Source organism: Methylobacterium sp. CM6246, from assembly GCF_054818005.1.
Window position 1 is genome coordinate 213,173 of sequence record NZ_JBTXKY010000003.1, and the last position, 23,839, is coordinate 237,011.

General features: G+C 67.4%; 16 protein-coding genes and 1 pseudogene. 5 read left to right on the top strand and 12 right to left on the bottom strand.

The window, feature by feature from the left end; translation table 11 throughout:
* Window positions 1-49: 49 nt before the first annotated feature.
* From ACYQPG_RS31280 to ACYQPG_RS31290, 3 genes are all read right to left on the bottom strand, one after another.
* A complete protein-coding gene (locus ACYQPG_RS31280; RefSeq protein WP_461232806.1) occupies window positions 50-889 on the bottom strand; it encodes an aldo/keto reductase in 840 nt (279 codons plus the stop codon).
* 333 nt (window positions 890-1,222) lie between these two features.
* Window positions 1,223-2,392, bottom strand: coding sequence for a zinc-dependent alcohol dehydrogenase (locus ACYQPG_RS31285; protein WP_461232807.1), 1,170 nt, complete (start codon window positions 2,390-2,392; stop codon window positions 1,223-1,225).
* An 11-nt stretch (window positions 2,393-2,403) separates the two neighbouring features.
* Window positions 2,404-3,108 carry an SRPBCC family protein gene (locus tag ACYQPG_RS31290; protein WP_461232808.1) on the bottom strand — a complete coding sequence of 235 codons (705 nt, stop codon included), beginning with the start codon at window positions 3,106-3,108 and terminating at the stop codon, window positions 2,404-2,406.
* A 693-nt stretch (window positions 3,109-3,801) separates the two neighbouring features.
* Between ACYQPG_RS31290 and ACYQPG_RS31295 the strand changes: the two genes are divergently transcribed.
* On the top strand, window positions 3,802-6,492 hold the full coding sequence (locus ACYQPG_RS31295; RefSeq protein WP_461232809.1) for an excinuclease ABC subunit UvrA: 2,691 nt from the start codon (window positions 3,802-3,804) through the stop codon (window positions 6,490-6,492).
* A gap of 101 nt (window positions 6,493-6,593) precedes the next feature.
* Window positions 6,594-7,277, top strand: coding sequence for a type 1 glutamine amidotransferase domain-containing protein (locus ACYQPG_RS31300; RefSeq protein WP_461232810.1), 684 nt, complete (start codon window positions 6,594-6,596; stop codon window positions 7,275-7,277).
* 164 nt (window positions 7,278-7,441) lie between these two features.
* Here ACYQPG_RS31300 and ACYQPG_RS31305 read toward each other — a convergent pair whose 3' ends face one another.
* The 7 genes and pseudogenes from ACYQPG_RS31305 to ACYQPG_RS31335 all read right to left on the bottom strand — a co-directional run bounded on the left by ACYQPG_RS31305 (window position 7,442) and on the right by ACYQPG_RS31335 (window position 13,796).
* Window positions 7,442-8,008, bottom strand: coding sequence for a type 1 glutamine amidotransferase domain-containing protein (locus tag ACYQPG_RS31305; RefSeq protein ID WP_461232811.1), 567 nt, complete (start codon window positions 8,006-8,008; stop codon window positions 7,442-7,444).
* 50 nt (window positions 8,009-8,058) lie between these two features.
* Window positions 8,059-8,388, bottom strand: coding sequence for an FmdB family zinc ribbon protein (locus ACYQPG_RS31310; protein WP_461232812.1), 330 nt, complete (start codon window positions 8,386-8,388; stop codon window positions 8,059-8,061).
* Window positions 8,389-8,474: 86 nt separating this feature from the next.
* A complete protein-coding gene (locus ACYQPG_RS31315; RefSeq protein WP_461232813.1) occupies window positions 8,475-9,629 on the bottom strand; it encodes a glutathione-independent formaldehyde dehydrogenase in 1,155 nt (384 codons plus the stop codon).
* Window positions 9,630-9,857: 228 nt separating this feature from the next.
* Complete coding sequence (locus ACYQPG_RS31320; RefSeq protein ID WP_461232814.1) at window positions 9,858-11,840, bottom strand: PAS domain S-box protein; 1,983 nt, start codon at window positions 11,838-11,840, stop codon at window positions 9,858-9,860.
* Between the two features lie 197 nt (window positions 11,841-12,037).
* Window positions 12,038-12,985, bottom strand: a pseudogene (locus tag ACYQPG_RS31325) (zinc-dependent alcohol dehydrogenase family protein).
* A 178-nt stretch (window positions 12,986-13,163) separates the two neighbouring features.
* Window positions 13,164-13,463, bottom strand: coding sequence for a putative quinol monooxygenase (locus ACYQPG_RS31330; protein ID WP_461232815.1), 300 nt, complete (start codon window positions 13,461-13,463; stop codon window positions 13,164-13,166).
* Window positions 13,464-13,559: 96 nt separating this feature from the next.
* The gene (locus tag ACYQPG_RS31335) at window positions 13,560-13,796 is read right to left on the bottom strand and encodes a redoxin domain-containing protein (RefSeq protein ID WP_461232816.1); all 237 of its coding nucleotides are present in this window, start codon (window positions 13,794-13,796) and stop codon (window positions 13,560-13,562) included.
* A 274-nt stretch (window positions 13,797-14,070) separates the two neighbouring features.
* On the opposite strand from ACYQPG_RS31335, the gene ACYQPG_RS31340 reads away from it, so the two are divergent.
* Window positions 14,071-14,775: a helix-turn-helix domain-containing protein gene (locus tag ACYQPG_RS31340; RefSeq protein WP_461232817.1), complete on the top strand. Its 705-nt coding sequence runs from the start codon at window positions 14,071-14,073 to the stop codon at window positions 14,773-14,775.
* 222 nt (window positions 14,776-14,997) lie between these two features.
* Here ACYQPG_RS31340 and ACYQPG_RS31345 read toward each other — a convergent pair whose 3' ends face one another.
* Both ACYQPG_RS31345 and ACYQPG_RS31350 read right to left on the bottom strand, forming a co-directional pair.
* Window positions 14,998-15,963 carry an LLM class oxidoreductase gene (locus ACYQPG_RS31345; protein WP_461232818.1) on the bottom strand — a complete coding sequence of 322 codons (966 nt, stop codon included), beginning with the start codon at window positions 15,961-15,963 and terminating at the stop codon, window positions 14,998-15,000.
* A gap of 329 nt (window positions 15,964-16,292) precedes the next feature.
* Window positions 16,293-17,252, bottom strand: a complete 960-nt coding sequence (locus ACYQPG_RS31350; protein ID WP_461232819.1) for an AraC-like ligand-binding domain-containing protein — start codon at window positions 17,250-17,252, stop codon at window positions 16,293-16,295.
* A 726-nt stretch (window positions 17,253-17,978) separates the two neighbouring features.
* Here ACYQPG_RS31350 and ACYQPG_RS31355 point away from each other — a divergent pair.
* A complete protein-coding gene (locus ACYQPG_RS31355) occupies window positions 17,979-18,437 on the top strand; it encodes a Ros/MucR family transcriptional regulator (RefSeq protein WP_461232820.1) in 459 nt (152 codons plus the stop codon).
* A 500-nt stretch (window positions 18,438-18,937) separates the two neighbouring features.
* A complete protein-coding gene (locus tag ACYQPG_RS31360) occupies window positions 18,938-23,182 on the top strand; it encodes a diguanylate cyclase domain-containing protein (protein WP_461232821.1) in 4,245 nt (1,414 codons plus the stop codon).
* Window positions 23,183-23,839 lie beyond the last annotated feature (657 nt).

Consider the following 23,839-nt stretch of genomic DNA (forward strand, 5'->3'; position numbering starts at 1 on the left):
TGGAATGGGATCGCCCGCGGCCGGCTCCGGCCGCGCGGGCACCACGGCCCTACAGCATGGGCAGACGACGCGGCCGCGGACCGAGCGGGAACGCCGCGTCGAGCCGAGCGAGCTCGGCCTCCGCCAGCGACAGCGCGCTCGCGCCCGCGTTGTCGGCGGCGTGCTCGGGACTCGATGCCTTCGGGATCGCGAAGGTTGACGGCCGCCGCACTAGGAACCGCAGTGCGACCTGACGGGCGGTCGCGCCGTGGTGGGCTGCGATACTCTCCAACAGGCGGCCGCCCGGCGTGCGCGGGCTCGGGAAGCTGCCGTGTCCGAAGGGGCTGTAGGCGACGACGGCGACGCCGTGCGCCTCGCACCAGGGCTGCACCGCGTGCTCGATCGCCCGCTCCTCCAGATGGTAGAGCACTTGGTTGCAGGCCATCCGACCCTCGCCCCCGGCCTTCCAGACGGCCTCCAGCTCGGGCACGTCGAAGTTGCTCACCCCCCAGGACAGGATCTTGCCCTGCTCGCGAAGCCGCTCGAAGGCGGCGAAGGTGTCCGCGAGCGGATGCGGACCGGGCCAGTGCAGAAGGTAGCAATCCAGCCTGTCGGTGCGCAGGCGCGCGAGGGAGCGCTCGCAGGCCGCCACGGTCCCGGCCCGCGAGGCGTTGCTGGGCACGACCTTGGAGACGAGGAAGACTTCCTCGCGCCGTCCGGCGATCGCCTCGCCGACCACGATCTCGGCGTCGCCGTACATCTCGGCGGTGTCGACATGAGTCATGCCGAGGTCGAGGCCGCGGCGCAGGGCCGCGACCGCGGTGGGCCGGTACGCGTCGTCGATGTACCACGTTCCCTGGCCCATCACCGCCACCGCGCGCGGCACGGGACCAAACGGGCGCTGCTCCATGCTCTCCCCTCCTCGCGTAGACGGCGCGTGCTCCGCAGCGCCGGATGTGTCGGCCTGATCACCCCCGGAAGAAGGCCTAGCGGATCCACACGTCCGGGTCTGACACCAACGCTTTGAAAAAAAGGCGCTTTTCCCTCTCCCTTGTGAGGAGGGGCCAGGGGGTGGGGGTGGCGCAGGATTGAGCGTGACGGTGCCTCCTGCACCACTCCCACCTCCAACTCCTCCCCGCACGGGGGAGGAGAGTGCCCTCGGATCGCGATATTTGAACATCGTAGGGTATAGGGCCGGACTGCCCCGTCGGCTCGACACGGGCAGGCCTGCGCCGGGCGGCGCCTACGGCGCGAATACCGCGCGCACGCAGCCGTCCGTCTTGTGCTTAAACATGTCGTAGCCGCGCGGTCCGTCCTCAAGGCTGAAGCGGTGCGTGGCAAGGTAGGCCGGGTTGAGCTCGCCCTTCGCGGCATGGGCGAGCAGCCGGTCCATGTAGGCCTGCCCGTGCTGCTGGGCGGTGCGCACCGTCATGCCCTTGTTCATGATGACCCCCATCGGGAACGTGTCGATCATCCCGTAGACGCCGAGCACCGACAGCGTGTCGCCCTTGCGGCAGGCCATGATGGCCTCGCGGAGTGCCTGGCCGCGGTCCGTCTCCAAGCGCAAAGCCTGCTTCACGCGGTCATAGGCGTATTGCGGTCCGGTGCCGTGCGCCTCCATCCCGACGGCGTCGATGCAGGCATCCGGCCCGCGCCCGCCGGTCATCTCCTTCAAGGCTTCCAGGACGCTGTGCACCTGCGTGTAGTCGAGCGTCTCGGATCCGGCGTGCTCGCGCGCCATCCGGAGCCGCTCGGGGTAGCGGTCGATCGCGACCACCCGCTCGGCCCCCATCAGCCGCGCGCTCTGCTGCGCCATCAGGCCGACGCCGCCGCAGCCCCAGACCGCGACCGTGTCGCCCGGCCGGATGCTGCAGAAATCGGCGCCCATGTAGCCCGTCGGCGCGGCATCTGACAGGAACAACGCAGTCTCGTCCGCGACACCCTCGGGCACCTTGAAGCAATCCACGTCGGCATGCGGCACGCGGATATACTCGGCGTGGGAGCCCGCATAACCCCCGAAGGCGTGTGTGTAGCCGTAGATTCCGGCCGTCGGATAGCCGAGCAGCGGCTCCTGGAGTTCCGGCTTCGGGTGCGTGCAGTCGCAGAGGGAGAAGAGATTTTCTTGGCAGTACCAGCATTCACCGCAGGCGATGAACGAGGGGACGACGACCCGGTCGCCTTTCTTCACCCGCTTAACCGCGGGTCCGACCTCGACGATCTCGCCCATGAACTCGTGGCCGATCACGTCGCCGGCCTTCATGGTCGGGATGTAGCCGTCGATGAAGTGCAGGTCCGAGCCGCAGGTGGTCGACAACCTGACCTTCAAGATGGCGTCACGCGGGTTGACGATCTCGGGGTCCTTGACGGTTCCGACGCGCAGGTCGTTGACGCCGTTCCAGTAGAGCGCGCGCATGATCAGGCTCCTCAACGGGTATCGCGCCGGGCCGCCGGCTGACGATCGGTGGTGGGAATCTCGCCTGTCAGGACAAGGCTCTTGAAGGAGTGCAGCGCTTTCGACGCCAGTTCTTTCGGGACCACACCGTTGAAGAGGCGGGCGGCCACGTCGCCGAGCATGCCCCCGGGCGGATCGAAGCGGACGCGCAACGTGGCGATCGTGCCGCGGCCACCCGATGCCGCGCGGAAGCGGATCTCGCATTCGGTCACGAGGCCGCCGCCGTCCGAGCTTGTGCGGATCAGCGCGCCGGGCCGGTCTTCGGTGATCTGCATAACCCAGGCCTGGCTTTGGCCGAGCGGGCCGTCGACACGCCATTCGCTCCGTCCATCTCCGGTCGGGCGGATTCCGGCCAGGAAGCCCAGGATGCGCGGGAGGGTCGCCGGGTCGCGCCACACCCGATAGAGGTCATCGGCGGGGCGCTCGATGGGGATGGCGTATGCGACCTCCGGCTCGTCGCCCCAGCCGTTTGCCGCGCCGGTCTCCCGCGCCCGCCCGCGATGCGCCGGATCGAGCCGCTGGGCGCCGAGGACGGCGAGGGCCGCCACACCGGCCGCACCGGCCAGCGCCCATCCGACGCCACCGAAGCCGAGCCCGGCATGCGCCCGCGAGCCTGTCGCAGCGCGATCGAACTCCCTTTGGTCGCGCGTTCTGCCGTTGCCGTATCGAACTGCCATGGGCCCCCCCTTCGATCGGATTGCTGCGACGCGCGCCGGCGCGATGGTCAGGCGGCGCGTCGAGATGCGGCGTGACCGGCTCCCAACAGCCCGACCATGTCGCGGTTGGAGAACATCGGCTGAAGCGGGTTAGTTTGATGAGGGGTGTCCCTAAGGATGGTCCCGTTGTTGGCACGCGCCGCTGATGTCATCCGCTCGACGACGCACGCTTCGCGGGGCGATCCGGCGGCGAAAACCATCGCCACAGCCCGAGAGCCTGCCGTTTCAGGGTGCTTAACGCAGACCTGTCCGATCCAACCCATCATCGCGCGCAGCGACGCGACCCAGGGTAGTGCGCCATCTGTCAGTGTGGCGCAGTTCTGGATTGCTTCGCTGCGTGCGCAAGGACGGCGTGGCGCTCATCGCGCCAACTCCAGGCGCCGCCTGCGGCGAAGGCTTGAGCGCTTGCCCGTCCGACATGTCACGTAGGACGGATCCGGGTATTACGCCGGACGGCCGACACTATCTCTACTCGCCTTGAGCCGGAGGTGTTCGACAAGGCCTCGGAGATTACGCAGCCTCAGCTGGCATCCGAGGGCAGGTCAACCCCTCGGTGCACTTCGGCAGAGGGCTGCTCTCGCGCTCCTGAATTTCTCGTCGGCGCGGCGACGTTCGGTGTCCTACGGGAGAGGGCGCATCGAGGGAAAGACAGTCATGGACCAGCCGAAGCCGAGAGACCTCGTCGGGATGGCGCGATCGGGCGCGGGACGGCCGGGTTACGTCACCGTGAAGGGCGCCCGGGAGCACAACCTGCGCGACGTCGACGTGGAGCTGCCGCGGGACGCCCTCGTGGTGTTCACGGGAGTCTCGGGCTCCGGAAAATCCTCGCTCGCCTTCGGGACGCTCTATGCGGAAGCCCAGCGGCGCTACTTCGAATCGGTCGCCCCCTACGCGCGGCGGATGATCGACCAAGTCGGCGTGCCCGATGTCGACGCCATCGAGGGACTCCCCCCGGCCGTCGCCCTGCAGCAGCAGCGCGGCACACCCAGCGCCCGCTCCTCGGTCGGCAGCGTCGCCACCCTGTCGAGCCTCGTGCGGATGATGTACTCGCGCGCCGGCACCTACCCGCCGGGCCAGCCGATGCTCTACGCGGAAGATTTTTCGCCCAACACGCCCCAGGGCGCCTGCCCGTCCTGCGGCGGGCTGGGGCGCATCTACCGGGCCACGGAAGCCTCCATGGTGCCCGACCCGTCGCTGACGATCCGCGAGCGCGCCGTCGCGGCCTGGCCGCAGGCCTGGGGCGGGCAGAACCTGCGGGACATCCTGGTGAGCCGGGGGGTCGATGTCGACAAACCCTGGAAGGACCTGCCGCGGGCGCTCCGGGACTGGATCCTGTTCACCGACGACCAGCCGCAGGAGCCGGTCTATGCCGGGCTTTCCCCGGAGCAGACGCGCCTCGCCCGCCAGCGCCGCCTGGAGCCGAGCTACATGGGCACGTTCACGAGCGCCCGCCGCCACGTGCTCGGGACCTTCAACAAGTCGCAGAGCGCGCTCATGCGCCGACGGGCAGCGCGCTACCTCGTCAGCGAGGACTGCCCCACCTGCCACGGCAAGCGCCTGAAGGCCGAGGCGCTCTCGGTCACCTTTGCCGGCCTCGATATTGGCGACCTGTCGCGCATGCCGCTCGCCGACCTCGCCGCGGTGATGCGGCCGGTTGCCGAGAACCGGCTACTCGATGACGACACCGCGGCCAACGCCGAGTCCGGGACGCTCGATCGCGAAGCGGGCTGGCGGGATCGGGCCCGGCGAGCCGCCTCCGGGGCGTCGGCCCATGCCGGTGCCCCGGACGTGCGCGCAACCCCAAACCTCTCGATCGAGAAGCGGCTCGCCGCCCAGCGCCTCGCCGCCGATCTCATCGAACGGATCGGGACGCTCACAGAGCTGGGCCTCGGCTACCTGTCGCTGGACCGGGTCACCACGACCCTGTCGTCGGGCGAGCTGCAGCGCCTGCGCCTCGCCACCCAGCTCCGCTCGCAGCTCTTCGGCGTGGCCTACGTGCTCGATGAGCCCACGGCGGGGCTGCACCCCGCCGACGGCGATGCCATGCACGAAGCACTTGTTGGGCTGCTCGCCTCGGGCAATTCGCTGTTCGTCGTCGAGCACGACATCGGCACGATGCGCCGCGCCGACTGGCTGGTCGATGTCGGCCCAGCGGCGGGCGAGCACGGGGGCACAGTGCTCTACAGCGGCCCACCGGAGGGCCTGCGCGCTGTGGAGGCGTCGTGCACGCGCCTTCACCTGTTCGGGCTCGCCGAGCCGCCGCGGCGTCCGCAGCGTAAGCCCGCGGGATGGCTGAAACTGGAAGGGATCGTCCGCAACAACCTGCGCGACGTCTCGGTCTCGTTCCCACTGGGATGTCTCACAGCCGTCACGGGCATCTCGGGCTCCGGCAAGTCGAGCCTCGTCAGCCAGGCCCTGTTGGAACTCGTCGGCGCCCGTCTCGGCCGGCCGATCGACACGGACGACGAGCCAGAGGATCCCCTCGACGCGGCACCGGGTCCGACCGAGGGACGCATCGTCGGCGGCATGGACGGGGTCCGGCGTCTGGTCCAGGTCGATCAGAAGCCGATCGGGCGCACGCCCCGCTCGAACCTTGCGACCTATACCGGCCTATTCGACGGCGTGCGCAAGCTGTTCGCCGCCACCCCTGAGGCACGCCGGCGCCGCTACGACGCCGGCCGCTTCTCCTTCAACGTCGCGAAGGGCCGCTGCCCGGCCTGCGAAGGCGAGGGATTCGTCAGCGTCGAACTCCTATTCATGCCGAGCGTCTACGCGCCGTGCCCGACCTGCCACGGGTCCCGCTACGCGCCGGAGACGCTGGCGGTCACCTGGAACGAGTTGACCATCGCGGACGTGCTCGGGCTGACCGTCGAGCGCGCCTGCGCGGCCTTTGCGGACGAGCCCTCCGTGCTGCGGCCGCTCCGCGTGCTGCGGGATCTCGGACTCGGCTACCTGCGCCTGGGCCAGCCGGCGACCGAACTCTCTGGCGGGGAGGCCCAGCGGATCAAGCTCGCGACCGAGTTGCAGCGGGGGCAGCGCGGCGGCACGCTCTACGTCCTCGACGAGCCGACGACCGGGTTGCACCCGACCGACGTGGATCGCCTCATGCTCCAGCTCAACGGCTTGGTCGATGCGGGCAACACGGTCGTTATGGTCGAACACGACATGCGCGTCGTCGCGGGGGCCGATCACGTCATCGATGTGGGGCCCGGTGCCGGAAGCCTGGGCGGCACCGTCGTGGCGGCCGGCCGGCCCGAGGTGGTGGCCCGGGCGCGGGCGAGCCGCACGGCACCGTACCTGCGGGAGGAGCTTGAGGCCGACGCCAATGGGGGTTGGCAGCCCTGATGCCCTGATGCCCCCGGCGACCGGATTCCGCGCGCGATCAGCGGCGGAAGAGGGTGACAGCATCCGGAACGACCGACCCAGACCAGCCCCGGAGAATGACCATGAAGATCCTGATGGTGCTGACTTCCCACGACTGGCTCGGCGACACCGGCCGCAAGACCGGCTTCTGGCTGGAGGAGCTCGCCGCGCCCTACCAGGTGTTCAAGGATGCCGGTGCGGAGGTGGTCCTCGCCTCGCCGAAGGGCGGGCCTCCGCCGCTCGACCCGAAGAGCAGCGAGCCGAACTTCCAGACCGACCTGACCCGGCGCTTCGAGGCGGACCCTGAGGCCGACGCCGCACTGTCGAACACGAGCCGGCTCGACGGCGTCACCCACGTGGGCTTCGACGCGGTGTTCTATCCCGGTGGCCATGGCCCCCTGTGGGACCTCGCCGAGGACCCCGCCTCGATCCGGCTGATCGAGACGACGCTCCGGGCCGGCAAGCCGGTCGCCCTCGTCTGCCACGCCCCCGGCGTGCTGCGTCATGCCAGGGCGCCCGACGGCCAGCCGCTCGTCGCGGGAAAGGCCGTCACCGGCTTCACGAACACGGAGGAGGAGGCCGTTGGCCTGACCGCGGTGGTCCCCTTCCTCGTCGAGGACGAGCTCAAGGCGGAGGGCGGCCTGTTCTCCAAGGCCGGCGACTGGCAGCCCTACGTGGTCGGGGACGGGTTGCTGATCACCGGTCAGAACCCGGCCTCGTCCGGGCCGGCGGCCGAGCGCCTCAAACAGGATCTCGACGATCGATGATCATTCGCCGCGTCGGCTCCAGGGGAGAGCGGCCGCAGCAGCTTGATCGTGCCCCGTCGTCGGGCGTCTCCCGTTGCCCGGGCCATCCGGAGCGCACGCGACGACCTGCGTCAGCCGCGGGCCGGACGGCGGTGCCGGAGCGGCCCGGACGCGTTCGTCGCGGCTCACGCGGGCCGAACGCCGCCGCGCGCACCTGAAAACAGCGTGATCACCGCGCGGTTGAACGCTGGGATGTCGTCGGGCTTGCGGCTGGTGACCAGGTTCCCGTCCACGACCACCTGCTCATCCACCCAATCGGCCCCCGCGTTTCGGAGATCGGTCCGGAGCGACGGCCAGGAGGTCAGGCGTCGCCCGCGCGCAGCGCCAGCCTCGATGACGGTCCAGGGGCCGTGACAGATCGAGGCGACCGGCTTGCCCCCGTCGAGGAAGCTTTTCGCGAATGCGACGGCCTCGGGAATCGTGCGCAGCGTGTCGGGGTTGATCACGCCGCCCGGGAGCAGCAGCGCATCGTAGTCATCGGGACGCGCGCCGTTCAGGGGCACGTCCACCGGGAACTGGTCGCCCCATTCGGTGAAGTTCCAGGCCTTCACCGCGCCGTCCTTCGGCGACACGATCCGGGTCTCGGCGCCGGCCTGATCGAGCGCCTTGCGCGGCTCGGTCATCTCGACCTGTTCGAAACCGTCCGTGATCAGGATTGCGACCTTCAGGCCGTTAAGGGTGTCGGACGCCATGGTTGCTCCTTGGTCAGACTGAGGATGCGTGCAGGCCCATGAGGGCGCCGTCATGGATTGCTGCGCCGGCCCGGCCCGTGCGCCGTGAAGACCCGCCCGCCCGCGGACAGGGCGCTCGAAAGCGGCACGCGGCGCGCGCAGCAGCCGCAGCCGGCGGGATGGGCAGCCGAAGCCGGGTGCGCGGGGGATGCACTAGGCTCGGTTGCAGCGAAGGCGACGCGGCCACTTGCGCTGCCGCCGATGATGGCCGGTGCACTCAAGACTATCCGTGCAGCTCCGCCGCCGCATTCCGGGCAGGCACAGGGCTCCCGGAACAGTGCCATCGGCCGTAGGGCCGTGAACGGCCCGCACGCGTCGCACGCGTAGTCGTAGATCGGCATGGCGTCCTCACGCGCGCCCGTTCGGCGCGATGGCGGATGGGCCGGGCGAACGGATGCCCACCCGGCTCGGCAGATCGGCTTGGCCGTCAGGCGGCGGGCTTGAGGATCACCTTGGTCCAGCCCTCGTCGCGGGCATCGAAGTGCCGGTAGGCCTTCGGCGCCTCTCCCAGCGGAAGCTCGTGCGAGACGATGAAGGACGGCTTCGCGCGGCCGGTCGAGATGAGGTCGCGCAGCTGCCGGTTGTAGGCTTTGACGTTGCACTGACCGACGCCGATCGTCTGCCCCTTGAACCAGAAGAGGCCGTGGTCGAACACGATCTCGCCCTGCTTGTAGAGCTTGTCCTGCGGGGTCGGATCCTGGGGCGTGAAGACGCCGACCACGCCGATGCCGCCGGTGAATTTCACCGACTTCACCAAGTCGTTCATGGTCATGTTGGGGTGCTCGTGACCCTGCGGATCATGCGCCTGGTAGCCGACGCACTCGCAGCCGCGATCGGCGCCGATGCCGTTCGTCAGTTCGAGCACCTGGTCCACCGGGGAACCCTTCGAGTCGTCGATGGGCAGCGCGCCGATCGAACCCGCGAGGCGCAGCCGGTCGGGGTGGCGGTCGACGACCATCACCATGCAGGCACCCTTGATCATCGCCGCGTGAGCCGCCATCAGGCCGACAGGTCCGGCCCCGTAGATGACGATCGACTCGCCCGGACGCAGGCCTGCGAGCTCGGTGGCGTGCCAGCCGGTCGGGAAGATGTCGGCCAGCATCACGTATTCGTTCTGCCGTTCCTCGGCGTCCGGCGGCAGCTTCAGGCAATTGTAATCGCCGTAGGGAACGCGCAGCAGATCGGCCTGCCCGCCCCGGTACGGCCCCATATCGGCGAAGCCGTACGCGGCGCCGGCCATGTTCGGCATGACGCTGCGATCGGCCGTCGTCAGGCAGAACGCGCTCAGGCCGCGCTCGCAGTTCTTGCAGAAGCCGCAGCCGATATTGAAGGGGATCGCGACCCAGTCCCCGACCTTCACCCGATCGACGGCTTTGCCGACTTCGGCCACTTGGCCGAGGTTCTCGTGCCCAAATACGCCCCCGCGCGGGAAGTCGGTCCGGCCCTCGTACATGTGCAGGTCGGAGCCACAGATGTTGGTGCTCGTGATCCGCACCAGCACGTCGGTCGGCCGCTCAATCCGCGCGTCGGGCACGTCCTGAACGGCGACATCGCGTGGGCCATTGTAGACGACTGCTCGCATCGCGCTCTCCTGACCTGAAGCTGTTTCCCAGGTCAGAGGAGTACATGCTGCCGGTCTTCAAACTATCCGGTCGGTGCCTAGGGTGTTCTCCGTAGCGCGATGTGAGCCTGTCTCAGGGACGCATGCCAGCACAACCGGCCGAAGCGGTTCGGATCGAGAAGGTCTGGGTTTCGGCAGCCGCCGTGGCCAACTGTACAGCCGAAAACGGCTCAAACGCCGGGCTTCGACCTAATGGCCGTCGTGATTGGCGGGACGCACGCCGGCGGCCGTCGCGATGAGAACGGCCTCGGGCAGCGTGCGGGTACCAAGCGTTTCCATAACCCGGGCCCGGTGGATCTCCACCGTGCGCGGGCTCAGGCCCAGCGTCCGGGCGATGGTCTTGTTGGTGCCACCCGCGAGCAAACCCTCCAGCACCTCGCGCTCCCGTGCGGAAAGCCCCGCGATCCGGCTCCGGGCCTCGTCGCCCCCGCGCGTGCGATCGGCGGCGGCGTGGAACTCGGCGAGCGCCGTTCGAACCGCGAACAGCAAAGCCTCCGGCGTCCAGGGGGCTTCGAGGTAATCGACCGCGCCCGCCTTCATGGCGCGGACCCCGAAGCCGACATCGCCCCCGCTCGCTCCGACCACGACCACGGGCAGGTGCGAGCGTGCCGCCTTCAGCTCGCTTGCGACCACCAAGCCACCGTCTTCCCTCAAATCGAGTACGACGCAGCCCGGCAGCAGCGAACCCACCATCTTGAGTAGGGCCTGACCGCTCCCAAAGGCTCCCACCTCGTACCCGCCGTCCTGCAGGGCACCGACGAGGCCGCGCCGGGCATCATCACCGACCGCAACCACGTAGGCGCGCAGGCCAGTGTCGATGGTGACGTCCTGTGCGATCCCGCCCGCGGACCGGATGTGCCCGTCAATGCCCGGGATCGGGAAGAAGGTGTCGCGGATCCGGCGCACGGCGTGGTCGGAGGCGCGCTGGATGCGGTACTCCAGCACGAGCGTCTCGCCGTTGCTAACGCGCTCCACCGCCTGCTTGGCGGCGTCGCGATCTTCGGGATGGACGCTGGCAAGCCAGCTCGCGATATCCGGCATGTCTTCGGGAGGCATACCCCAGACCTGCGCGAAAGCCGGGCTGAGGTAGTCAAGTCCTCCGCTCTTCAGATCGGCGAGCCAGAGCACGTTGGCCGAATGCTCGGCAAAGCGCCGGAAGCGCTCCTCGCTCTCGCGCAAGGCTGCCTCGGCCTGATGGCGTTCGGTGACGTCGAGGGAGACCGCAAGGCCACCCACGATGGTACCCGTCCCATCGCGCAGGGCGCTGACGACGTTGCGCGCCCACACGGCCGTACCATCCGGACGCAGGTAGCGCTTCTCGATGGTGAAGGATGTGCCGTCCGTCATGGCGCGCCGGTAGAGGGGTTCGTTGAACGCCCAGTCGTCCGGGTGGGTCAGCTCCTGCACGGTGCGGCCGAGCAGATCATCGCGCGGACGCCCCAGGATCTCGCAGTAGCGGTCATTGACGAAGCTCATCCGATGGGCGGCGTCGACGATGACGATGCCGGCTTCGGCTTGCTCGGCGACAGCCCGGAAGCGCTCCTCGCTCGCGCGCAGCGCCACCTCCGCGGTGCGCCGTTCGATCAGGTCCGCGGCGTGCCGGTACTGCTCGATGATGATCGCCGCGGTCTGGGTCAGGGCGGCGGCGAATGCGTGATCACGGGGCGTGGCCTCACGCGGCTCACGGAAGTACACGGCGAAGGTGCCGACGATCCGCCCCGCCGCGGTCTCCGTCGGGAACGACCAGACGGCCCGGAAGCCGTGCTCCTCGGCCAACCAGAGCCAGTGCTGCCAGCGCGGGTCCTTCCGCACGTCGACGGTGATGACCGGCTGGCCGGTGAAGGCCGCCAGACCGCACGCGAGCGAGTCCGGCCCGACCTTGACGCCGGCCACGACGGCCAGGGCATAGGGCTCGGGCATGCCGATGACGTGCTGCAGCCCGGTGCCGCTAGGATCGGTCAGGTAGAAGGCGGCGCGAAGGGCGCCGCCGGACTGGGAGCAGGCCGTGTCCACAAGGATGCCCAGCGATTCTACGAGCGGCGCGCCGTTGATGGCGGTCCGGAAGGCTTCCTTCTGGGCCGAAATCCAGGCCGTGTGCTCAACCAGACTGCCGAATGCGTGCGCGCCGTCCGGGGCTTGCGATAGGGTATCCGATAGATCGCCCATGATCATTCACGGCACATCGCGCGGCCAATGGCGTTAACCGAACGTCGGCGCGCATTGGATACGCTGACGCTCCGCAGAAGTAAGTGTTTTCTAAACTACCCCGTGAGGACATACTATAACCTGGCAAAGGAATGCCGTCCGACGGCTGACAGGATGCCCCAGGCGTCAACCGTCGTCCGCCCCGCCCGTGGAGGACCAGGGTGTCAGTGCTGGACGGTGACGACGATCTTCCCGAACTGCGCGTTCGATTCCATGTAGACATGCGCCTGACCGATCGCGTCGAGCGGGAACGTCCTCGCGATGATCGGTTTGAGCCCCCCGCTGGCGAGCCCATCCTCGATGAAGGCCGAGGCGCGGGCCAGCCGGTCCGGATCCCGGATGAACTCGAACAGGGTGTAGCCGCGCAGCATGAGGGCCTTCTGCATGGCCGCGATGACCGGAAACGGCGTGGGCGCGGTCGCGAGGGCGCCGTAGATGAGGATGACGCCGCGGTGGCCCATCGCCTGGGCGAGCGTCTCGACCTGGGGGCCACCGACCGGATCGAACAGAAGGCGCGCACCCTTGCCGCCGGTCGCGTGGCCGACCTCGGTGACGAGGTTCTGCTCGGACGTGACGACAACCTGCGTGGCGCCAGCCTCTTCCAGCGCCGCCTTGGCGCGCGTCCGGGTCGTCGCGATCGGGATCGCGCCGACGCTGTTGGCGATCTGGATCGCCACGAGTCCGATACTCGAGGATGCCGCCGGGATGATGACCGCGTCGCCCCGCCCGAGACGCCCGATGTCGATGAGCGCACCCCACGCCGTGAGTTAGGCCATCCAGACCGCCGCCGACTCGATTGCCGAGACGCCGGTCGGGCGCTGGACGACGCCGTAAGCCGGCACGATGGCCGTGTTGGCGTAGACGCCGTAATCGTTCATGGAAAAGGCCGGGATGACGCTGACGGCCTCGCCCGGCGCGAAGCCGTCGACGCCCTCGCCCAGGGCCTCGATCGTCGCGGAGGCTTCGTAGCCGAGACGCGCGGGCAGGCGCGGCGTTTCGAGATAGGCGCCCGACCGGAACATCGCTTCGGCGCGGTTGAGACCGATCGCCTCGATGCGGACGCGCATCTCGCCGCGCTGCGGATCGCCGACCGGGAGATCATCGAACTGCATCACCTCCGGTCCACCGGTCCGATGAAACCTGACCACGCGTGCCTTGATGCTATCTCCTTCGGTGGTTGCGCCGCGCGCGCGGACGCACAGCGGGGGGCGCGGCGTCCGCCGGCGCCCCAAGCCGCTGGTCGCCGACCAGCGTGCTGAACGAGCCCTGATCGAAGATCCGGTCCATGCCTCAGGGCAGCTTAGACGCGAGCACGTCGAGCTTTTCGATCTGCGGGGCTGTGGCGAACAGATCGGGCGCGCGCTCCTTCAGGTCCGCCGCCACGCGGCCGGAAAGGTGGGCTTCCCGTCCCGCTTCGTCGGGAAACGCGTCGAAGATCCCGAAGGTCGACGGGCCGAGGCGGAGGCCGAACCATGCGATGGTTCCCGGCTCGTCCTGCACGATGGGCCGGCTGTCCCTCGGAGACGCCTCGACCGCTGCTTCCTGTCCGGGCTTGGCGTTCAGGATGACGAGAAGCGCGAACTTGGCCATCTGCCGGTTCCTTCCGAAGAGCCCCAGAGACCGCGGACGCGGCGGCGGGTCGGCGTTGGATTAAGCCGGTCGACCGCAAAGCGGCCCTGATGCTGGTCAGTTCGGCGTCAGGATCGGCGTTGCGCCGCGCAGGCCTCGACGATCTGCCGGCGGACGAGGTCGGGCCTGATTGTAGACCGCCATCTGATCTCCGCAGACGGGACTCCAATCCGCGGGATAGAACGCCAGAACAACGGGCCGTCCGCGCAGATCGGCCAGCGAGAGCGTCTGATCGGGCGTGACATGGAGCGTGAAATCGGGCGCCGTAACCCCCGGCGCTAAGACCTGTCCCATTCTGAATCTCCCGGACGGCCTGCGGAGCGGCCACGGCGCATATGACCACGCGGCCGGGCGTCTCGGCACTGACGAACATCAGTTCCGGCGACGGATCTCGGGCGGCGCCTTCAATGCATCCGCGCCGGTCCCCTGGCGGGCGGGCCCCGCCGCTCCCGAGGACGCCGCCGAGGGCAGGATGGCGCCATGGATCCGGGATAGTCCCTAGATGCCCTCCGCATGGTCCAACCTATGGCGATGTCCGATCTTAGAGATCTCGCGCGTGAGGAGCATCATGCTGCAGTATGGTCACGTCGTGCCCGCGCCCGGCCCGCACGTTCATCGGCCGCTTGCTACGGCCCTGGCCGCCGGCGATCTCACGCTGGCGCGCATCGGCGCCCTTGGACGGGTCGAGCATTTCTCGCCCGGCACGACCCTCTATGCCGAAGGCGATGTCGGCGAGTCCGTCTACTGGGTCGCCGCCGGGATGGTCCGCACGATCAACATCGGTCGCGATGGCAATCGGGTCGTGCGCGGGTTCCACCTGTCCGGCGAGTTCTTCGGGCTGGAACGGGCTCCGCGGCATGCCTCCTCGGCCGAGGCGGTCAGCGACACGCGGGCCATACGCTGTTCCCGCTCCCGGCTGAACGCGCTCGCGGCGTCGGATTCGCAGATTGCGAACGAGCTCCTGCTCTGGCTGCTGCAGATGACCGAGCGTGCCCAGGATCTCTCGGCGCTCGGCCGCACCAGCGCCACGCAGAAGCTCGCGTACTTCCTGATCGACCTGATGGACCGGGTTTCGGCCGGTCGATCAATCGCGTTGCCGATGTCGCGCACCGACATCGGAGATTATCTCGGCCTTTCGAGCGAGACCGTCAGCCGGGCGTTCACCACGCTGCGCCTCGACGGGCTGATCGTTACGCGCGGACGCTACGTCACCCTCCTCGATCCGGTCGCCCTCAAGCGCATGAACGGCAACCTGATGCGCGATGCGAGCTAGCACGCGGCGCCGAAGCGGATACTGCTTCTGCGAAAACGGGCGTCTTGAAGAACTCAGATTCGCTCCCGATTGAATCGCGTACAGGGCACGACGATCGTGCGTCGGACTGGCCTAGCAGGTGCGACGAAAGCCCTTTCCCGTGCGGGAGAGGGGGCTCGCGCCGCGTTCGGTGAAGCTGGCGTCCCTACTGTGAATCGCGTTGCACCGCGATCGGGCACGGCTCTAAGCTGTCAACTGCGGCAACACTTCGAGGCCGATCTCTTCGAGCACGTCGTCGGCGCTGCGGGCGCCGTACTTGAGGTTCAGGATCACGTGGTGGACGCCGATCGCGCGGAGCGCGACCAAGACGCCGAGCAGAGCCTTGCGACCGCTGCGGAACCCGAGGTGAATGGCTTGTGGTGGGTGGTCCGGATCGCTGTGCAGATCGACGTAGAGGGATTGGGTGAAGGGCTTGAACCGGCCCGGCGCCACCGCCGCGGTGGTGGCCCGCCACCGGGCCGCGAGTTCGGCCTGGCGCTCGAGGGAGCGTGGGTAGGTGATCCAGCCGTCCGCATATTCGGCGATCCACTCCGAACTCTGCCGGCTCGATCCGGTGACAAGGATCGGCAGCCGCCCGATTGGCTTCGGCACGAGGTCTACGGTGCCGAGCATCTCTCCGAAGCGTGAGCGCAGGGTGGGGAACGCCTCCTCGAGAACCTGGCGGATGACGACGAAGCTCTCGCGGAACAAGACGTCGCGCTCTTGCACGGGAACGCCGAAGGCCGGGAATTCGATCGGCCGATCACCCGAGGCCGCCCCCATGACGAAACGACCCCCCGACAACCGGTCCACGGAGGCGGCGGCCTTGGCGGTATGGAGCGGGTGGCGCAGAGGAAGGACGATCGACCCCGTCGCCAGGGCGATCGCGCGCGTCTGCGCGGCGATCCACCCGAGCCAGACCCACGGGTCGTAGACCTGCCCGATGTCTCCGAAAGTCGGATCCCGCAGGGGCACGTCGCGGGTCCAGAGCGCTGCGTAGCCGAGCTCCTCCGCCCGAATCGCCAGGCGCTCCTGATCGCGCATGGTCGGCTGGTCGCGCTGGAAGGCCTCGATGGGGAAGAAGACGCCAACCGTCAGGCGGCCCGGTGCGAACATGCGCCGGAATCCGGGCGTGACGCTCGGGTCGGCTGCGCCGGAAGGCTGAAGCATGAGGAAACTCCGGAGGTCGGCCGCCGTCTTGCTTTGTTCAGCAATCACGTTCCGAGCCCTGGGGCCCTGACGCATATCAGCCGGATCCGAGCGCTTTTCGTGGCGCGCAGACGAACAGCCTGAACCGATGGCCTGAAGGAGGGTCGCCCTGCGCCCTATCACTCCTGGCGCCCCTCCCGCTCTCGCGGGCGTCGCCGTCGAAGCAGGGCCGCAAGGCCGAGCCCACCGAACTGTCAGGACACCACCTCCGCCGGCGCCAGGCCGAGACGTCTGCTGCGGCCTGACAGGGGCTCGTCCGGGGGATGCGTTTCGAAGCGCGGGACCGACCTTCAGTCGCTCCGTGCTGCGCGCCGACGATGCTCGCTGGGCAAGACGTCATAGGCGGCTTTGAACCGGCGGCCGAAATGGGTCATGTCCCAAAACCCCCAGCCATAGGCGATCTCGCTGACGGTTCGGCCTTTCTGCATGGGGTCTTCCAGCGCCTGCCGGCAACGCGCGAGGCGCCGTGCCTGGATGAGCTGCACGATCGACGTGCTCTCGTCGGCCAGCACCGCATTGGCGTATCGCACGCTGACCCCGGCTGCGCTTGCGACCGTGCCGGCATCGAGCGTTCGGTCAGCCAAGCGCGCTTCGATCACGGCCCGCAGCCGCACGCGGACGAGTGAGCGGGACGACGATGTCCGCCCCCTGTCCTGCCCCATCGTCTGACCGACCGACAGGGTGATCAAATCAAGCAGGTGCGGCTCCAGGAGCGCTTCCGCGGTCGAGCCCGCCTCCGGCGTGTGGAACGGCAGCATCGCAAGGCTTGCCGAGAGCAGACCGGTCTCGGCCGTGCCGGGCTTGATCGCGCGCGCCGTCATCTCCCGAGTCTCCCCGAGCCGGGCCTCCATGAGCTGCCGTGGAACCTTCAACACAAGCACTTCTGACGCTTCGGAAAACCGTCCCTGGTATTGCAAGCTTGGGTCAATCAGCGTGATGTCCCCCGGCTCGAGCACGACTTGGCGTCCATCTTGCTCCAGAGCGATCCGACCGCCGAGTTGCCGGCAGACGAACAGCTCGTCGGTGTTCGCGCGCGCGATGTGATGGCGTGTGTGAGTGACCGACATCTCCGAATTCTGGAACGAAACAAGCCCAATGGAGCCGACCGAACCTGAGCGAAGCTGAGCGCGAAACGTGTTCCGGCATCGCGGCGTGGAGGCGTGATCGACGACATCCTTCCGGGCAACGTCGTGCCAGAAATCGAACCGATCGCGCGGGTGGACGTGTTCTGTCGTGAAAACGGTTTTCACCTAGCCCTCGCCCGTTCGAATAGCCGACGATAAGCGCTGCCATAGCCGATTCGAAGCCGCACCGTCGTGGTTTACTGAACCCCAGTAGGCCGAAGGCACCCGGCTCCGCCAGATCACGCTTTGAGAAATCGCATGCGACGCGGCTCGTTCAACGCATACGAAGATCGGGTAATCCCGGGACATGGACTGGCAGAACCCACCGAATTCAGCCGCTCCCGCGCCGAGTCGCCGTGAAAGATCGACAAAGTCTTTGTGCTGAAGGTGTCGCAATCGAATGTAATCGCAATCGCAGTGGAGATGAGGGACAGAGGCGGGTTCGCGTCTGAAACACCACGATCCGAACCATGTTTGAGCCGGAGTTCGACAAAATCGAATGCGCGAAGTGATTTTTCAAAATATCACGATTTTGAAATGATTGCAGAGAGCATATTTAACGCTTAAATTTTTTAATTTGTCTTTGCGGTAATGACTAATAAGTTACAGCGCGTCGTTGAAATAATGACGGAGATCTAAATATCGTTCAGGTCGATTCGCTAATGCAGCGTCTGGACGAGGCAATCGGAAAAATCTACGGTCGCTTGCAGAAATGACAGTAAAGCTACGTCTTCGGCGGCTTGGGCTGGAGCTGCGCCTAATGCCAGTCTCTTTAATATTAAGACTTACTACAAATCCTGCAACGGTCTCAGTCGGACTATCGATGTCCGGCTCATCGCGGAGAGAGAGCTTATGTTAGAAGGCGACGGGTGGCGTCCCGTTAATTCGGTTGGGTTGGCTGGCAATATCGTCGTGGCCTATGTCTCGAACAATGCGGTTCCCATATCCGAGCTTCCGCAGCTCATAGGTCGCATTCATGCGGCGGTCAGCGGACTTCTGAACGGAGTTGCAGCCAACACGCCTCTCGAAAGCGATCGGAAGGCGACACCTGCGGAGATCCGTAAGTCGATCACGTCGGATACGCTGATCAGTTTCATCGATGGCAAAGCTTACAGGACGCTGAAGCGGCATCTGACGGGCCACGGGCTAGACCCGCGCAGCTACCGCGCGCGCTACGGATTGCCTGCCGACTACCCGATGGTCGCCCCGGGCTACGCCGAGCAACGCTCCCAGATTGCCAAAGCCATCGGCCTCGGAACACCGAGAGCGCCGGTCGAGACACGCAAGACGGATATGCGCGGCGGTCGGTGATGATGGAAACCATGGGGTGCTGCCGGCGCTTGCCGGCGAACCCGCGTCTCCGGACGCGGTTGGCGGCTGTGGGCCCCGTCCCGGATCGTCTGGATCCCAGCGGGCGAGAGGGGCGCGATGTTCACCAAGCGCAATACGGTCACGCTCATGTCACCCGCACCGCGAACGCTAGGGCGCTCTCGAGCTTGACGGAGACCATCTCCTCCGAGCAGCCAGATCAATGATCGCGGTTTCTTATAGTCTGAACATTGCGCGAGTTGATAGCATTACGATCATATATTAAACATTTTTGCGTCTTTCTCGTATTAATTCTTGTCTTGTGAATATAGATTGCATTCGATGCAATTGGTAAAGGCATCCAATAGCCCGATCGATCCAAATATGCTCGATAGTCTGATCGTCGAGTTGAGCGAGATGGGGCACCCCGGGGGGTGCAAGCGGACCCAAGTGGATCAGACATGTACCCGGTTCATCCGAATGAGGTCAGGCGTCTTGAGGCCTTGCATGATCTCAACGTCTTCGGCTCATCCGCCGAGCCGCAGTTCGACGCGCTCTGCCAGACGGCGCAGGCGATGTTCGGAGTTCCGATCGCTCTCGTCAGCGTCATCGGCGACAGGGAGCAGCGGTTCAAGGGTCGATGCGGCCTGGACACGCGCAGCACCCCGCGCGAGGTCTCCTTCTGTACCTATACCATCCTGTCCGACGCGGTGATGGTGGTCGAGGACGCCACGCGTGACGAGCGGTTTGCCGCAAATCCGCTGGTCACGGGCGAACCGCACATCCGCTTCTATGCCGGCGCGCCGCTCGTGCTCGCCCCGGGCATCCACCTCGGCGCCTTATGCATCATCGACCGGGTGCCACGCACCTTCTCGGCCGAGCAGCAGTGCCAGCTTCGGAGCTTGGCGCAGATCGCCGTCACCTTGCTGCGCATGAGCAGGGCCGAGCGCGAGGCTCGTGAGAGCGCAGCCCTGTACCGGCTGCTGGCCGACAACACGACCGATGTGATCGTCCGCTGTGACCTCGATGGGACCCGTCGCTACGTGTCGCCCGCAGCAAAACGGCTGCTCGGCTTCGAGCCGGAGGAACTTGTCGGCACGAAGCCGATCGACTCCGTCCATCCGCAGGACGCCAGAGCCTTCGCGCGCCTGCTCAAACAGGTGGGACGCGGCACGCTCAAGCAAGCCATCAGCCAGCAACGGTACCGCCGCAAGAACGGCGCGTGGGTCTGGGTCGAGGTCTCGTTCAATCTGACCACCGACCCGGCGACGGGGGCGTCTGACGGCTACGTCGCCGTGATCCGGGACATCTCTCAGCGCAAGGAGGCCGAGCGGCAGGTGACGCATATGGCGCGTCACGATCCGCTCACGGGCCTCCCGAACCGGCTCTTCTTCCGCGAGCGGCTTGCGCGGGAGATCGCGCGGACCCAGTGGAACGGCGGCTTCGCGTTGTTCTGCCTCGACCTGGATCAGTTCAAGCCGATCAACGACACCTTCGGCCACCAGGCCGGCGACAGTGTGCTGTGCGCGGTGGCGCAGCGGCTGAAAAACGTCGTGCGAGCCGAGGATATGGTGGCCCGCCTCGGGGGCGACGAGTTCGTCATCATCCAGACCGGGACGGGCTGCGTCGAGGACGCAGGCGCACTGGCCGAGCGGCTCCTCGCGGCGGTCGCAGCGCCGGTCGATCTCGGCGGCTATCCGGCGCGCATCGGCCTCAGCATCGGAATCGCGCGCGCGCCGGACGATGGGCTCGACCCTGACCGCCTGTTCTGGCTCGCGGATCAAGCGCTCTATCGCGCCAAGGCCGCCGGGCGGGGCGGCTATCACCTCTACGGAACCGAGGAGGTTGGGCCTCCCGGAATCGCGGAAGAGAAAGCCCTCGATCCGACGACGGACCTCGCACCCCCGGATCCGACCGAGCACGGGCTGTTCGACGCACTCTTCGGCGGCCTTCTCCAGAGCAGCACGGACTGTGTGACCCTCGTCGATCCGGGGGGCGACCTCCTGTTCATGAGCGCCGGCGGTCAGGCGTTGATGGAGATCGACGACAGCCAGCCGCTCCTCGGACGATCCTGGCTCGGGTTCTGGCACGGGGCGGATCACGAAGCGGCTCAGGCCGCGCTCGCGAACGCAAGGGCCGGGCGCAGCGCCAGCTTCCGCGGCTTCTGCCCGACGCCGTCTGGGCAGCCGAAATGGTGGGCGGTCAACCTCAGCCCGCTCGCGGGCGGCCGACACGGCCCCGAGCGCATTCTGGCCGTGTCCCGCGACATCACCGAACAGGTCGCGCTGGATGCCGACCTGCAAACGACGGTGCGGCGCTATCAGGCCCTGATCGAAGCCACCGGCACCATGGTCTGGCGCGCGGACGCCGCCGGCAGCATCATCGAGATCCGCGGCTGGGCGTCATACACGGGTCAGGCCACGGACGCCTATCTCGGCGATGGCTGGCTGAAGGTTGTGCACCCGGAAGACCGGGAAACGATCACCGCAATCTGGCAGGCGACCATGGCGACCGGGCAGGCGGGCAGTGCCACCTACCGGGTCCTCCATGCACAGGACCGGTACCGGTGGGTTCTGGGCCGGACCGTGCCGCTGAAGGATGAGACGGGCCGGGTCCGGGAGTGGGTCGGCACGATCACCGACATCCACGAGCGTCACGAGGCCGCCGAGACCATCCGGGTTCAGGAGGAGCGGTATCGCCTGGCGGTGCGCGCCACGCAGGATGGCATCTGGGACTGGGACGTGGCGTCGGATGACGTCGCCTGGATCAAGGCGACCGGCGAGGTGCGTACCTACACGGATGATGAGAGCAAGCCGTCGTGGTCGCGCTGGGCGGCCCGGATCCATCCCAAGGACCGCGCGCGCGTGATGGCCAGCTTCGCCGCTTCCGTCGACGGCACGGACGATCGGTGGCAGGCCGAGTACCGCTACCGCAGCGCTGCCGGGGGCTACAAGGAGGTGATCGACCAGGCCTTCGTCGTTCGCGACGCGCGGGGGCGGCCCGTCCGCATGGTCGGTGCGGTGCGCGATGTGACCGAGCAGCGGCGGGCGATCGCCGCGCTGCGCACCAGCGAGGAGCGCCTGCGTCTCGCCCTGCGCGCCGGCCGGATGGTGGCGTGGGAGCGCAACCTCAAGACGGGTCGGGTCACCCAAACCGAGAATGCCCCCCACATCCTCGGTCTGGCGACGGAATTGCGATCTGAGTTCCTCGATCTCGTACACCCGGACGATCGCGCGCAGATGGCAGACTTCATTCGAACCTGCGGCGCGCGCGAGGAGCGCGAGTTCCGGTACGTCTCACCCGCCGGACGCATGCAATGGCTGTGTTCGTCGGTCGAGCGGGTCGATGCGGATCGGATCGTGGGGATCACCTTCGACATCACGGACCGCAAGCTGGCGCAGGAGAAGCTGTGGCAGACGGCCAACCTCGACGCGCTCACGGGTCTGCCGAACCGGCAATTGTTCCGTGGGCGCGCGGAGGCGGCGCTCGCGGCGGCGGAGCGGGACGGCACCTGCGTGAGCCTGCTTCTGATCGACCTCGATCATCTCAGGGACATGAACGACACCCTCGGCCACGATGTCGGCGATGCCGTGATCTGCGAGGTCGCCGATCGCCTGCGGGAGGGTCTGCGGCCCTGCGATACGCTCGCAAGGCTCACGGGCGACGAGTTCGCCCTCATTCTCGTCGACCCGCTGCGCCTGCCCGACGCCGTCCAGCATGCGGAAGCGCTGATCGAGCGCCTGCGCCAGCCGTTGCAGATCCGGGACCAGACGCTGACCTGCAAGGCCAGCATCGGCGTGGCGGCCTGCCCGGATCACCACAGCGACCTGCGCGAGCTTCTCAAGGACGCCGATATCGCGCTGTCCCAGGCCAAGGCGCGGGGCCGGGGCCGCGTCGTCGTGTTCTCGGCCGCGATGCGGGTCGACGCCCTGCGCCGGCTGAGGATCGCCGCGGAGATGCGCGCCGCCCTCGCGGCCGGGCAGATCGTGCCGTATTACCAGCCGAAGGTCTGCCTCCCGTCGGGCCGGATCGTCGGCTTCGAGGCGCTGGCCCGCTGGCGGCACCCCGAGAGGGGGCTGCTGACGCCGGGCTATTTCGGTTCGGCGTTCGAGGAACCGGAGCTGTCCACCGCGATCGGCGACAGGATTCTCGAAACGGCGGCGGCCGACATGCGCGCCTGGAACGCGCGCGGCATCGACTTCGGGCGCGTGGCGGTGAACTTCGCCGCGGCCGAGTTCCGCAAACCCGATCTGGCCGGAATGATCCTCAATGTCCTGAGCCGCTTCGGGGTCCCCGCGACGCAGTTCGAGGTCGAGGTCACCGAGACGGTGTTCCTCGGTGCGGGGGCGGAGACCGTGCCCGCGACGCTGGCACGCCTGCACGCCAGTGGCATTAGCATCGCGCTCGATGATTTCGGGACCGGCTTCGCCTCGCTCACACACCTGAAGCAGTTCCCAGTTGACCACATCAAGGTTGACCAGAGCTTCGTGCGCGATCTGGAACGGGACCCGGACAACGCGGCGATCGTCGCGGCCGTGATCGGCCTCGGCCGGAACCTCGGGATGAAAGTCACGGCGGAAGGCGTCGAGACGGTGGAGCAGGCGCAGCACCTTGCGGCGATGGGCTGCGACGACGCTCAGGGCTACCTCTATGCCAAGCCGATGCCTAGCTCGCGCGTGCCGTGGTTGTTGAAGACCTGGGACCCCGACGCTTTCGTCGGTCGGAAGGTCCCGGCACGCTCAGCTTGAGGGCTCATCTCCGTTGCCAGAACCTCTCCGCATCGCAGTGTGAAGGACTGCTGAGGGTGAGTTCCAGCCTGTCGCTATTCGGGACGGGATGACCTGCCTGTTACGGCAGCATTGGGCGCAAAGCCGAACGACCGCTTTTGCGCCCATCGGCGATCCGACATGGCGTAGTCTGGCCGAAAGCGGTCTGGCGGCTTTCGGTTGCGTGAGGTGCTAAACCGAACATCGCAGCGTTCTCGCTGCCGGCTGCCGACGGACACGTTTATTCGACGTTTGAATTTCCGACGCGGTTTTGCGACAGAATCCGGCAGCCTCGGCGGGCGCAACATTTATGGCCAGCGTTTGTCGGGAAGACGATCAGATACCCGAGATCCGAACTAATAGGACAGAAGTCCGATAAAGGCGAGAAGCAGTGGTTGGCTTGACGCCCGAAACTGGACGATCGGTGTTTCTCTCGTGCCGGCCGTTCAAGATACTTTCGACCATCCCTCAAAGTGTGCATGTTGCTCTGCTGCCGGACCGTCGAACAAGCAGGGGTGATGGAACTAGCCTGATTATTTCGTTCGCAATCGAAGCGTTTCAGCAAAAACGTAGTTGGGCGACGATCAATCACGAAGCCGATGGAGAGATGGCTCATATATTGCAGCCGCCAAGTGGGGA